Genomic DNA, 12182 nt, shown 5'->3' with positions numbered 1-12182 from the left:
AGCGAGCGGTCGCCGGTCGACTCGGCTTCGCATGTGGCCGGCGTTAGACTTCCGAGTTCCAGCCCGGCGTGCCGGGTGCGCCCCCGTCGTCCTCGATCTCGCGGACGAGCCGGTCGCGCGCGTCGCGGTCGAGGGCGACACGCTCGCCGTCGTCGCCGGCGCGTTCGGTCCACGCCCCGATCGCTCGGCCGACCCACGAGTCGGCCTCGCGGGCGCGCTCCCGGGCCTCGGCCATGCGGTCGCGGGTCACGGACAGCGACCCCGGGCGGGAGCCGACCGCGGCGCCGGCGAAGCGGGCGCGGTCGTCGGCGGTCCCCGCGCCGTCGCGGAGGCGCGCGACGACCCCGTCGAGCGCGTCGGGATCGGGGTAGGCGAACACGGTCGCGCCGAGCGCCTGCGGGCCGAACGCGGGCGCCGGGAGGTCCTCGGGCGGCTCGTCGTCGAGGAGTCGGTCGCCGCCGCCCGCGGCCTCGACGCGATCGCACTCCGTCTCGGCGCCGAGGTCGAGGTTGTGCCCGGGGTACGTCGAGCAGGTCCGGGGGTAGCGGTCGGTGTCGTGGATCCGGCACTGGAGCGTCGTCGGGTCGAGGAAGGCGCACGCGTCGAGCCAGCGCGGCTCGTCGGTCCCGATCGGCGCGACCGGCTTCGGGGGTTTCCGGAGCCCGACGACGAAGACAGGGCGGCCGTCGACCGCGGCGAGGTCGACCCCGTCGATCCGGACGCTGTCGTCCCGTTCGGCAGGTTCGAACAGCCGGGGGATCAGGGCGTCGCCGAGGCCGTCGTCGACGAACCGGGCGACCTCGTCGCGAGTGAGCGGGACGAGGTCGTAGGCGTCGTCGAGCGGGGGGCGCGGCCCGGTGCGGTCCGAGCCCGCGGCGGCCGGATCGAGCGGGCGCCAGTCGACGCAGCAGCCGGCGCAGCCCTCGCAGTCGAGTTCCATGCGTCCGTGAGAACGGTTCGCGCGCGGATAAGCGATCGGCGGGGCGGCGCGGTTCGGCCGGGACGAGGGGATTCGGCCCGCTCAGAGCTCCCCCTTCGTGCTGGGCGTGTCGCTGCGGCGCTCGTCGAGGCGGGTCGCGTCGTCGAGCGCGCGCGCTAAGGCCTTGAACAGCGCCTCGACCTCGTGGTGGGCGTTGTCCCCTTTCTCGACCGTCGCGTGGAGCGTCAGCCCGGCGTTGTGGGCCAAAGAGAGCACGAAGTGATCGGCCATGACGCTGGTGAACTCCCCGACGGACTCCTGGGAGAACGAGCCCTCGAACTCGTAGTACGGGCGTCCCGCGACGTCGACGACGACGCTCGCGACCGCCTCGTCGAGGGGGACGCGTCGGTCGGCGTACCGCCGAATTCCTCGCTTGTCACCGAGCGCCTCGTCGAACGCCTCGCCGAGGCAGATCGCCACGTCCTCGACGGTGTGGTGGTCGTCGATGTCGAGGTCGCCGTCACAGCGGACCGTCAGATCGAAGAGGCCGTGCTTGGCGAACGATTCGAGCATGTGGTCGTAGAAGCCGATCCCCGTCGAGACCTCGCTGTCGCCGTCGCCGTCGATAGCGAGGGTGAGTTCGATCGTCGTCTCGCTCGTCTCGCGGGTGACGGCCGCGGTCCGGTCGTGCTCGCTCATACCGGCTCGTCGCGGGGGATTCGTAAGTCGGTTGCGGGTGTGAGGGCGTTCGAGTTCGTGAAAAGAGAGCGGACGCGGTGCGGGAGTCGAGAGTTCATTTATAAATGGTGGTGCGGTGGCGCGTGCCTGCGAGGCCGCGAAGCGGCCGAGCAGCACCGCGCGAGGGACGCCGCGAGCGACGCGGGCGACCGGAGGGAGCCCCGAGCGAGCGGCGAGGTTGGGGAGGCGTGAGGTGCGGTGCCGTGCGGGGCGGGGCTCAAAGGGGCAGCCGGGAGGGCGGCGCAGGCGACGTAAGGACCGCAATGAGGGAGCGAACGCAGTGAGTGACCGAGTGAGGACCGCAGCGAGCGTGCGCCGCCCTCCCGGCTGGGGCTTTGGAGGTGTTCGCCGGCAAGCGACAGGTGGCTATTTATAAGCAAGCGGCTGGGGCCAAGCAAGTGTTCACCGCCGATCCAGCGAGATCTATTTATAAATGAACTGCGGCATGCCAAGATTTCACTATTTAAATCTCGTCAGCCGTGTTCTGCGCCTCTCGGAGCGTGAACTCGCCCTCGTACAGCGCGGTGCCGACGACGACGGCGGCCGCGCCGGCCTTTTTTAAGTCGACGACGTCTTCGACCGTCGCCACCCCGCCGGAGGCGATAACCGGAATGTCCACGGCCTCGACCACGCTCGCGACCGCCTCGCGGTCGATCCCCTCTAATTGCCCCTCCACGTCGACGTTCGTGAAGAGGATGGCGCCCGCGCCCAACTCCTCGTAGCGGGCCGCGGCCTCGGCCGGGTCCAGCCCGGTCCCCTCGGTCCAGCCCGAGACGACGACCTCGCCGTCCTTCGCGTCGAGGCTGACGACGACGCCCCCGGGATGCGTCTCGTCGATCTCGGCGACGATCTCGGGCGTCTCGACCGCCGCGGTGCCGAGGATGACGCGGTCGAGCCCCAGGTCGAGCAGGTCCCGCGCGCCCTCCGCAGTCCGGATGCCGCCGCCGAGCTGGAGGCCGACCGCGTCCGGAACGCTCTCGACGACTGACTCGATCGCGGCGGCATTGACGCGCTCGCCCTCGAACGCGCCGTCGAGGTCGACGAGGTGGAGCGTGCCGGCGCCCGCCTCGATCCACCGCTCGGCGGCCGCGACCGGATCGCCGTAGCGCTTGCCCGTCCCGCGCTCGCCGCCGACCAACTGGACGACCTCGCCGTCCTGCACGTCGACGGCGGGGATCACCTCGAACTCGGGGAACTGGCTCATACGGGAGGGGAGTCGCGGCCGGTGATTAAACCGGTCGATTCGAGATGAAACAGAGGGTTACGCGGCGGACGTCTCCAAAGACGCAGTCATTTGCTTATAAATGGCTGACTGTGGATCGCCGGTGAAACACCTCCAAAGCCCCAGCCGCTCGGCGATACGTGATTGACCGCAGAACGACGGCGAACACTTCCAAAGCCCCAGCCGCTCGGCGATACGTGATTGACCGCAGAACGACGGCGAACACTTCCAAAGCCCCAGCCGCTCGGCGATACGTGATTGACCGCAGAACGACGGCGAACACTTCCAAAGCCCCAGCCGCTCGGCGATACGTGATTGACCGCAGAACGACGGCGAACACTTCCAAAGCCCCAGCCGCTCGGCGATACGTGATTGACCGCAGAACGACGGCGAACACTTCCAAAGCCCCAGCCGCTCGGCGATACGTGATTGACCGCAGAACGACGGCGAACACTTCCAAAGCCCCAGCCGCGAGGCCGCAGTACGCTCGTTGCGCGCTTCAGTCGCTCACTCCGTTCGCTCCTTCCAGTGCTTACGTCGCCTACTGCGGCCTCGCGGCTGCCCCTTTGAGTCCCCGCCCCGCACAGCGACAGCACCTCACACCTCCCCAGCCTCGCGGTTCGCGCTCTCCGAGCGCTCACCGCGTCCCTCGCGCGTGCTGGCTCGCGACCGCCTTCGGCGGCCGCTCGCAGGCACGCGCCACCGCATTCACTTATAAACGATAGCGTTTCAACGAAGTCGAAAGTCCGGATCCGCTAGCCGCTCACGCCACCGAGATGAGCAGCTGCGAGACGTCCTCGTCGAAGTTCGTGGGGTCGGTCGCGAGCGTCTCGGCGGTCTCCGCGTCCGCGATTTGTCGCACGACCGTCTCGGCGTCGACGAAATTGGGGAGCGCCTCGTCGAGGACGCCGATGAGCGGCTCGGTCGGGTACGCGCCGCCGGCGACGATGACGTCGGTCCCATCGTGCCAGACGCCGAGCCGGGCCCCGATGTCGAGCACCCCCTCCACGTCGGTGGTGGAGCCGTCGGGGAGCGGGATCTCGCCGTCGAGCGCGTACTCGCCCGTCAGCCGCCACGCCGTGGCGGTGTGGCCCGACCGGACGGTGGTCGTCATCTCCTCGGCGACCTCGACGTTCTCGATGCCAGCGTTCCGGAGCTGCGCGCGGAACGCGTCGGTGGCGGCCGTCTCCACCTCGCTCATCACCCGGTCGCGGCCGACCCCGGCCGGGAGCTGATCGATCGCGGGGCGGAGGTCGATCCGCGTCGCGAAGAAGACGACCGGGGAGCCCGACGCGTCGACCGTCTCGGCGAGCGCGTCCGCGACGGGCGCGTACTCGAAGATCCGCGTGCGTTCGAGCGCCCGGACCGTGACCGGACCGTACGACTGTTCGAAGACGGTGCTCTCCGACTCGTCGGTCTGGCGCCAGTCCTCGATCCGGTCGCTCGTCACCTCGGGGGCCGGCACCGGCCCGTCGCGCCCGCCGAGACAGCCCGCGAGGCCGGCGACCCCGACCGCCGCGCCGCCGGCGAGCAGCCGCCGCCGGGTCGTCCGCGTCGACCGCGCTCCGGTGTACTCGTCCATGGATCCGGGTGGTCGTCCCGGAGTAAATGGGTGTCGGCGGGAGGGTATTCAGACACGAAACCGGGACGCGGACGGATCCCTTATGTAACCACCGAGTACAACAACCGAGTGATGACTACCGACGAGAGCGAGACGCGGCGGCGATCGGCCCGGTCACGCACCCGACGACGGTTCCTGACGGCGGCCGGGACGGCGGGAGCCGTCGCGCTCGCCGGCTGTAGCGCCGAGCGGACCGACGGGAGCGACGGCGGCGACGGCTCCGGGAGCGACGGGACGGGCGACGGAACCGACACCGACGACGGCGACGGGGAGGGAGACGGCGGCGACGACGAGACCCCGACGCTGACGGTGGCGACCTACACGAGCTTCATCGACGCCCCCTCCGTGAGCCCCGGCGAATGGCTCAAAGAGGAGTTCGAGAGCCGTGTCGACGCCGAGCTGGAGTGGGCGACCCCCGACAACGAGGTGAACTACTACGTCGAGCGCGCCGCCTCGGGCGCGGGCATCGACGCCGACCTCTACGTCGGCCTCACGACGGAGGACCTCGTGCGCGTCGACGAGGAGCTTGACGGGGACCTCTTCGCCGAGGCGGGCGAGATCGAGGGGCGCGACGCGGTCAAGCAGGGGCTCCGGTTCGACCCGTTCGACCGCGCGGTCCCGTACGACACCGGCTACGTGAGCCTCGTGTACGACGGTACGACGATGGAGGCGCCCGAGACGTTCGACGGGCTGCTCGACGACGAGCACGCGGGCGCGCTCATCGCGCAGAACCCCGGCGCCTCCTCGACCGGCCGCGCGTTCCTCCTTCACACGATCAACCGCTTCGGCGACGGCGGCGTCGCGAGCGACGGCGACGGCGAGGCGATCGAGGGCGAGGACGGCGACCCCGACTACGACTACCTCGATTACTGGACGGACCTCCAGGAGAACGACGTGCGCGTCCTCGGCTCGTGGGACGACGCGTACGCGGCCTGGAGCGAGGGCGAGGCGCCGATAGTCGTCTCCTACTCCACCGATCAGGTGTTCGCGGATATGGAGGGCCAAGACCTCGAGAAACACCAGATCCGATTCCTGAACGACCAGGCGTACGCGAACCCCGAGGGGATGGCCGTCTTCGCCGACGCCGACGAGCCGGACCTCGCCCGCGAGTTCATGTCGTTCATGCTGGAGCCCGACGTCCAAGGCGAGATCGCGCAGCGCAACGTCGCGTTCCCGGCGACCGACGGCGCCGAGCTCCCGAGCGACTACGCCGAGCTGGCGAAGGAGCCGGCCGACCCGGTGACGTTCACCTACGACGAGCTCCAGGGCTCGGTCGACGCGTGGGTCGAGGCCTGGGAGCGGCAGTTCGCCGGGAACTAACCCCGTGGCCGACGTGGGACCGAGCGCGTGACGGGAACCGATACCCAGCGGCTGACCCGCCTCCGCGAGGGCGTCGAGTCGCACGCGCTGACCGCGCTCGCGGTCCTCACCAGCGCCGCGCTCGTCGTCGCCTTCTACTACCCGACCGCGACCGTCCTGATCGAGGCGGTCGTCGTCGACGGCGCGGTCACCCTCGCGGTCTTCGCCGACGTGCTCACCGACCCGTTCTACTTCGGCGAGCTGGCGCGGTTGCTATCGGGCGAGTCGCCAGCGGCGGTCGCGCGCTCGCTCGCCTCGCCGGACCGCCGGCTCGGGATCGTCGGCTTCACCGCCTACCAGGCGGTCCTCTCGACTATCGCGAGCGTCGCCCTCGGGCTCCCGGCCGCCTACCTGCTCGCGCGCTTCGAGTTCCCCGGCCGGAAGACGCTGCGCTCGCTGACCATCGTCCCGTTCGTCCTCCCGTCGATCATGGTCGCGGTCGGGTTCGTCGCCACGTTCGGCGACAACGGCACGCTGAACGCCGCGCTGACGGCCATCGGACTCCCGCCGGTCGACCTGCTGTTCACCCTCGAAGCGGTGGTGATCGCCCACGCGTTCTACAACGCGCCGCTCGTGGCGCGGGTGACGACCGCGGCGTGGGAGTCGGTGGACGCGAGCGCGGTCGAGACCGCCCGCAGCCTCGGCGCCGGCCCGGTCCGGGCGTTCGTCGACGTGGTCGCCCCGCAGGTGTACCCCGCCGTCCTCACGGGCGCGGCGCTCACCTTCGTGTTCACCTTCGGCACCTTCCCCATCGTGCTCGCGCTCGGCGGGTTCCAGCTGGCGACCGTCGAGGTGTTCATCTACCGACTCGTCCGCGACCTGAGCTACGCCGAGGCCGCCGCGTTAGCGATCGTCGAGCTCGTGATCTCGCTCGGCGTTCTCCTCGCGTACCTCCGGTACGAGGCCCGACAGTCGACGAACACGCGGGGCGCGAGACCCCTTCCGCGGCGCCCGTTGGTTCCGACCGCCCCGACGCTCCGCGAACTGCTGCCGCGGGCGGGGCTGGCCGCCTATGCGGTCGTGGCCGGGGTCATCTTCCTCGCGCCGATCGCGTCGATGATCCTCGCGAGCGTCACGGGCGGCGACGGCGCGCTCACGCTCAACCACTACCGGTTCCTGGTCGAGCGCCAGCAGACGGGCGCGGCGTTTCAGGTTCGTCCGTGGCCCGCCATCCGGAACTCGCTGGTGTTCGCGACGGGGGCGACGCTGCTCGCGCTCCCGATGGGTGTCGTCGTCGCGGTGCTGACCACGCGGCGGTACCGCGGGCGGACGCTGGTCGACGCGGCCGCGATGGCGCCGCTCGCGGTGTCCGGGATCATCGTCGGGCTCGGCCTCCTCCGGGGGCTCGTCTTCGGCGTCGAGATCGCGGGGTGGCGGATCGCCGCGAGCGGCGCGGTCGCGGTCGTGGTCGCGCACGCGGTCTCGGGGTACCCGTTCGTCGTGCGCACCGTGTCGCCCGGGCTCGACGGGCTGGACCGCTCGCTCGTCGAGTCCGCGCGGGCGCTCGGCGCGTCGCGGGCGCGGGTGATCCGGGACGTGGAGCTCCCCCTCGTCTGGCCCGCGGTCGTCGCGGGCGCGGCGTTCGCGTTCGCCATCTCGATCGGCGAGTTCACGTCGACGGTCGTGCTGGCGACCGGCGCCGACGCGTACACGATGCCCGTCGCGATCGAACGGTTCATCGGGCGGCGGCTCGGACCCGCGACCGCCATGGGCGTCGTCCTGCTTGTCGTCACCGGCCTCAGCTTCGTCGTCATCGAGCGCCTCGGAGGTGACCACCGTGGGCTCTGAGCGCGGCGCGGAGTTCGACGGCGACGGCGGCGACGCGGAGTTCGACGGCGACGAGACGGACCCCGCGGTCGCCGTCGAACTCGACGGCGTGACGAAGCGCTACGGCGAGACGGCCGCCGTCGACGACGTGGGCCTCCGGGTGCGCGAGGGGGAGTTCTTCACGCTCGTCGGCCCCTCCGGCTGCGGGAAGACGACCACGCTCCGGCTGATCGCGGGGTTCGAGGAGCCGACCTCGGGGACGGTCCGGTTCGCCGGCGAGTCGATGTCCGGCGTCCCGCCCGAGGACCGCGACGTTGGCGTCGTGTTCCAGAGCTACGCGCTGTTCCCGCACATGACCGTCGGCGAGAACGTCGCGTACGGGCTCAACTTCGCTGACCCGCCCGAGGGGATGACGCGCGACGAGCGCGTCGCGGAGCTGCTCGAACTGGTGGACCTCCCCGACGCCGCCGACCGCGACCCCGAGAGCCTCTCGGGCGGGCAACAGCAGCGGATCGCGATGGCGCGGGCGCTGGCGCCCGGCCCCGACGTCCTGCTGCTCGACGAGCCGATGAGCGCGCTCGACGCGCGCCTCCGCGAGCGGCTCCGCGCGCAGGTGAAGCGGATTCAGTCCGAGCTGGGAATCACCACGATATACGTCACCCACGACCAGGAGGAGGCGCTGGCCGTCTCGGACCGCGTCGCGGTGATGAACGGCGGGACGCCCGAGCAGGTGGCGCCCCCGCGGACGGTCTACCGCGAGCCCGCCACCCGGTTCGTCGCCGAGTTCGTCGGCGACAACAACGTGTTCGCCGGGAGCGTCGTCGACACGCCCGCCGAGGGAGCGATCGCGGTCGACGTCGACGGCGGCGACGAGACGCTCCGCGTGCGAATCGACGCCGGCACGGCCACGTCGGTCGGCGACCGTGCCGTCTTTTGCGTCCGTCCGGAACACCTCCGCGTCGCAAGCGCGGGCGAGGCCGCGGGCGACGAGCCCGCCGCCCCCGCGGGCGAGAACGCCCTCCGCGCGACCGTCGCGAGCGCGGAGTTCCTCGGCGAGACGACGCGCGTCACGCTCGACTGGGGTGACCGCGAACTGCTCGTCCGGGCCGTGGATCCCCTCGACGGCGCGGTCACAGTCGGATTCGACCCGGGCGACGCGCACGTGATCGAGGTCGAATCGCGGTGAGCGACGACGTTTGTTTATAAATGCGGTGCGGTGGCGCGTGCCTGCGAGGCCGCCCCGCGGCCGAGCAGCACGCGCGAGGGAGTCAGTCGCCGGAGCGAAGCGACGGCGACTGACGAGGCTGGGGAGGCGTGAGGTGCCGTGCGGTCGCCGTCGGGTGGGGCTCAAAGGGGCAGCCGCGAGGGCGGCGTAGGCGACGTAAGCACTGGAACGAGGGAGCGAACGCAGTGAGCGACCGAGTGAAGCGCGCAGCGAGCGTACGCCGCCCTCGCGGCTGGGGCTTTGGAGGTGTCGTCCGTCGGCTTGCTGGCAGCTATTTATAAGTAAGCGGCTGGGGATTTGGAGGTGTCGTCCGTCGAGTTAGTAGCAGCTATTTATAAATAAACGGTTCATTCTTAAAAAGCAGTCACCGTTCAGCCCGCGATTACGAGCTACCGGACCATCCCACCGAATCCATCCACCTCGTAAACGTATCGAGGCGACACGCCTTACCCCGCGGACCCAGTAGGACACACATATGGCCTCCGAGGCGTGCGACGTCTGCGAGCGGTCCGTGCGGATCGCCGGCGGGATCGGCGACCTGTGGAACTTCGCGTTCGAGTCGACGCAGGGACTCACGCTCGAACTCACCGACGGCTCGGAGTTCTTCCTCTGTTTCGACTGCATGGAGAAACTGCCCGACGACCACGAGCCGACCGCCGAGGACGTGGCCGACCTCCGGGAGCGCACCGACCCGGTCGAGGACGACGGCAACCACTTCTGGCACTGGGGCTAACGCGGAGCAGGTCGCCCGGCTCCCGCACCGCAATTTCCTCACCGTTTAAAAAGAAACCGCCGCGTCAGTCCGACTTCGACTCCTCGTCCGCGCCTGACTCCTCGTCCGCGCCCTCCGCTATCTCCGGCGTCGACGGCTCCGGCTCGACGCCGGTCTCGGCGGGGGTCGCGGTCGCGTCGGCGACGTCGTTCGCCCGCGCGCCGGCCCCGAACAGCCGGCCGAAGAGACCGCGGTCGCTGCGCTTCTCCGCGAGCAGGACGGAGCACTCCACGTCGTTGAGCACGTCCAACACGAGCGAGCCGCTGACCAGCCGCGAGAGCAGCCCCTTCTCGGTCGCGCCGACGATGAGCATCGTGGCGTCGCGGGCGGCGCGCTCGATGCTGGCCTCCACGTCGCCGGTCTCGATCCGGAGCGTCGCGTCCGAGAGGTCGTGGGCGTCGGCCCAGTCGGCGAGGAACGCGCGGCCCTCGTCCTCCTCTCCCGATTCCGCGACGTGGAGCAGCGTCACTTCGCCGTCGAACTCGGTCTGGAGCATCTTCGCGACGGCGCCGGAGAGGTCCGAGGCCGGACCGCCCGCGGTTGGCACGAGGATGCGCGAGGCGTCGAACCCGCGGTCGCGGAACACGAGGAAGTCCGAGGGCAGCGAGTACGCCAGCTCGTCGATCGCGGACTCGGCGCGCCCGGGCGCCCCGTGGGAGTCCTCGCCCCAGCCCATCACGGTCATGTCCGCGCCGTAAGTGCGCGCGGCGTCGAACACCTCCTCGAACACGCGGTGCGAGAGCACGACGTGGGTCTCCACGTCGACGCCGAACGTCTCGGCGTCCGCGCGGGCCTGGTCGAGGAGGCCGTGGGCCGCCTCGTGGGCGCCGCGGTCGCGCGCCGCCTCAAGGGAGGTCTGGTCGGGGACGTTCGCGATGTTGACCGCGACGACCGTCCCGTTCCGCTGCTTGGCGATGGCCGAGGCGAGCGTGATCAGGTGCTCTTCGGTCTTGGGGTTCGCGAGCGGCACCATCACGCGGTAGTCGTCGCCGCTCGGCTGGACCGCGGTCGCCGCCGAGACGGCCTGCTCGGGCAGGTCCTCGGAGCGGTCGAGGATCCACGTGCCGAGCACGCCGCGCGACTCCACCTTCCCGCGGGCGTACAGCAGGTACCACAGCAGGGCGAAGGCGACGAGCCCGAACGAGATCAGGATGATCGTCGGCTCGATGTAGATTATCAGCGCGAACGACGACACCGTCCCGATGATCGGAACGAGCGGGTAGAAGGGGACCTCGAAGTCGGGGTCGTACCCCTCGACCTCGGACTCGCGCATCACGATCAGCGCGAGGTTGAGCAGTCCGTAGACGATGAGGTGGAGGACGGAGCCCATCGTCGACAGCGACTCGACGCCGCCGGCGACGAGGAACACGAGGATGAGCGCGCCGGTGAGCGCGATCGACTTGTACGGGGTGCCGAACCGCTCGTGGATCTCGTTCAGCTTCGGGGTGACGATCTTCTCGCGGCCCATCGCGAAGTTGATCCGCGACGACGAGAGGATCGACGCGTTCGCCGAGGAGGCGGTCGCGAGCAGCCCGCCGATCAGGAGCATGCTGGCGCCGACGGCGCCGAGCGAGAAGCCGAACACCTCGTACTGTCCGAACAGGAGCCGGGCGGCGTCGACGACCGCAGTCTCGTTGTTCGCGACCAGCTCGTTCGGCACGGCCGCGAGCAGCACGACGAGGAACAGCGCGTACACGACCGTCACGATGATAACCGATCCCAGCACCGCGAGCGGGAGGTTCCGTCCGGGGTCTTTGATCTCCTCGGCCACCGAAGTGATCTGGACGAACCCGAGATACGAGACGAAGATGATCCCCGTCACCGGCAGCACTTGGCTCGTCGTGCCCGGCGGCGCGAGGGGACGCAGGGACTCCATGTCGGCGTTCAGCAGGCCGACGACGGTGAAGACGGCGAGGATGCCCAAAAGCGACATCACGATAACGATCTGGAGCCCGCCCGTCTCCTTCGCGCCGAAGTAGTTGACTGCGATGAAAAGCAGCGCGCCCGCGAGCCCGATCACCTGCGCCGCCTCCAGCGTCACCGGACCGAGTCCGACCGGGCCGAGGCCGACGAGGGCGTTGACGTACTCGCCGAACCCGTACATGTAGAAGGCGGACGCGAACGCCAGCCCGAGCCAGTTCGCCCACCCCGCGACGGAGCCGAACATGGGCCCGAGCGCGCGGTTGACGTAGAAGTACGCCCCGCCGGACTTCGGCATCGCCGTTCCCAGTTCGGAGGCCGACAACGCGGTGAACAAGGCGATCACGCCGCCGAGGACGAAGGTGAACGCGGCGAGCGGCCCGGCGCGGGCGACCGCGGTGCCGGGGAGCACGAAGATCCCCGCGCCGATCATCGTCCCGATCCCGATGGTGAGCGCCGCGAGCGGCCCGAGGTCCTTCGCGAGTTCCTCGTCGCCGCTCATGGCGGACCACCTCGGACGGTTGTGACTCTTCGGGCGTGTATCATACCTCCTTTCTCTCCTCCGTTCGTATAAAGTCGGCTGATCCGGGCGACGGCGCCGTTCCGGGAGCGAAGGCGAGCTGGTCGCGCCTTTTGAAC

The 12182-nt window shown here is 70.2% G+C and carries 9 protein-coding genes; 4 read left to right on the top strand and 5 right to left on the bottom strand.

What is annotated here, in order from left to right; translation table 11 throughout:
* Positions 1–43 precede the first annotated feature (43 nt).
* The 4 genes from J7656_RS01725 to J7656_RS01710 all read right to left on the bottom strand — a co-directional run bounded on the left by J7656_RS01725 (position 44) and on the right by J7656_RS01710 (position 4461).
* Positions 44–940: a YkgJ family cysteine cluster protein gene (locus J7656_RS01725; RefSeq protein WP_017343591.1), complete on the bottom strand. Its 897-nt coding sequence runs from the start codon at positions 938–940 to the stop codon at positions 44–46.
* Between the two features lie 81 nt (positions 941–1021).
* Entirely contained in the window at positions 1022–1618 is a 597-nt protein-coding gene (hisB, locus tag J7656_RS01720; protein WP_017343590.1) for an imidazoleglycerol-phosphate dehydratase HisB, read from the bottom strand.
* Positions 1619–2120: 502 nt separating this feature from the next.
* A complete protein-coding gene (gene hisA / locus J7656_RS01715; RefSeq protein ID WP_017343589.1) occupies positions 2121–2861 on the bottom strand; it encodes a 1-(5-phosphoribosyl)-5-[(5-phosphoribosylamino)methylideneamino]imidazole-4-carboxamide isomerase in 741 nt (246 codons plus the stop codon).
* A 781-nt stretch (positions 2862–3642) separates the two neighbouring features.
* Positions 3643–4461, bottom strand: coding sequence for a DUF6517 family protein (locus J7656_RS01710; RefSeq protein ID WP_211553888.1), 819 nt, complete (start codon positions 4459–4461; stop codon positions 3643–3645).
* Positions 4462–4572: 111 nt separating this feature from the next.
* On the opposite strand from J7656_RS01710, the gene J7656_RS01705 reads away from it, so the two are divergent.
* The 4 genes from J7656_RS01705 (at position 4573) to J7656_RS01690 (ending at position 9584) form a co-directional block, all read left to right on the top strand.
* Positions 4573–5820, top strand: a complete 1248-nt coding sequence (locus tag J7656_RS01705) for a thiamine ABC transporter substrate-binding protein (protein ID WP_211553887.1) — start codon at positions 4573–4575, stop codon at positions 5818–5820.
* A gap of 27 nt (positions 5821–5847) precedes the next feature.
* Positions 5848–7647 (top strand): ABC transporter permease, encoded by a 1800-nt coding sequence (locus tag J7656_RS01700; RefSeq protein ID WP_211553885.1) that lies wholly within the window; start codon positions 5848–5850, stop codon positions 7645–7647.
* Positions 7628–8812 (top strand): ABC transporter ATP-binding protein, encoded by a 1185-nt coding sequence (locus J7656_RS01695; RefSeq protein WP_425490618.1) that lies wholly within the window; start codon positions 7628–7630, stop codon positions 8810–8812. The genes J7656_RS01700 and J7656_RS01695 overlap by 20 nt, the downstream gene beginning before the upstream one ends.
* A gap of 514 nt (positions 8813–9326) precedes the next feature.
* Positions 9327–9584, top strand: a complete 258-nt coding sequence (locus J7656_RS01690) for a DUF7561 family protein (protein ID WP_017343584.1) — start codon at positions 9327–9329, stop codon at positions 9582–9584.
* A 64-nt stretch (positions 9585–9648) separates the two neighbouring features.
* Here J7656_RS01690 and J7656_RS01685 read toward each other — a convergent pair whose 3' ends face one another.
* On the bottom strand, positions 9649–12045 hold the full coding sequence (locus J7656_RS01685; RefSeq protein ID WP_211553881.1) for an amino acid permease: 2397 nt from the start codon (positions 12043–12045) through the stop codon (positions 9649–9651).
* Positions 12046–12182 lie beyond the last annotated feature (137 nt).

Origin of the sequence: Halorubrum ruber (assembly GCF_018228765.1) — an archaeon.
Taxonomy (GTDB): domain Archaea; phylum Halobacteriota; class Halobacteria; order Halobacteriales; family Haloferacaceae; genus Halorubrum; species Halorubrum ruber.
The sequence above is the reverse complement of the archived record's forward strand: the minus strand, read 5'-3'. Positions and strand labels throughout refer to the sequence as shown.

Coding starts and splice junctions, on each gene's coding strand:
- J7656_RS01725 (WP_017343591.1), bottom strand. CDS start 940: ATGGAACTCGACTGCGAGGGCTGCGCCGGCTGCTGCGTCGACTGGCGC.
- hisB (WP_017343590.1), bottom strand. CDS start 1,618: ATGAGCGAGCACGACCGGACCGCGGCCGTCACCCGCGAGACGAGCGAG.
- hisA (WP_017343589.1), bottom strand. CDS start 2,861: ATGAGCCAGTTCCCCGAGTTCGAGGTGATCCCCGCCGTCGACGTGCAG.
- J7656_RS01710 (WP_211553888.1), bottom strand. CDS start 4,461: ATGGACGAGTACACCGGAGCGCGGTCGACGCGGACGACCCGGCGGCGG.
- J7656_RS01705 (WP_211553887.1), top strand. CDS start 4,573: ATGACTACCGACGAGAGCGAGACGCGGCGGCGATCGGCCCGGTCACGC.
- J7656_RS01690 (WP_017343584.1), top strand. CDS start 9,327: ATGGCCTCCGAGGCGTGCGACGTCTGCGAGCGGTCCGTGCGGATCGCC.
- J7656_RS01685 (WP_211553881.1), bottom strand. CDS start 12,045: ATGAGCGGCGACGAGGAACTCGCGAAGGACCTCGGGCCGCTCGCGGCG.